The sequence below is a fragment of the Oleiphilus sp. HI0117 genome (assembly GCF_001635235.1).
In genome coordinates, this window is sequence record NZ_LWGA01000437.1 from 1 (window position 1) to 499 (window position 499).

Genomic DNA, 499 nt, shown 5'->3' on the forward strand with positions numbered 1-499 from the left:
CGCTAATCAAACTAATTACGAATCGAGTGTACGTTCAACAGAGATCTTATCGAAGACCTCAATCTTATCGCCCACTTTTACGTCATAGTTCTTAACACCGATACCACATTCAGTACCTGAACGAACATCATTAACGTCATCCTTAAAGCGACGCAATGATTCTAACTCGCCTTCAAAGATCACGATATCGTCACGCAATACGCGAATCTTCTTATTACGGTAGATCGTACCTTCAAGCACCATACAACCCGCAACCTGACCAAACTTAGGAGACTTAAAGGTGTCACGAACTTCAGCGATGCCGACAATCTCTTCTTTAAACTCAGGAGCTAGCATGCCAGTTAGAGCTTGCTTAACGTGATCAATAATATCGTAGATAACGCTGTAGTAGCGAAGATCCAGACCTTCTTCATCAATAATCTTTCTTGCAGAAGCATCAGCACGAACGTTAAAGCCAACAATTACCGCATTGGTAGTTAAAGCCAGGTTAGCATCAGTA

Annotated in this window: 1 pseudogene; it reads right to left on the reverse strand. The window is 42.1% G+C overall.

The window, feature by feature from the left end:
* Positions 1-15: 15 nt before the first annotated feature.
* Positions 16-499: pseudogene (locus A3757_RS05090) on the reverse strand (translation initiation factor IF-2); the annotation flags it as partial.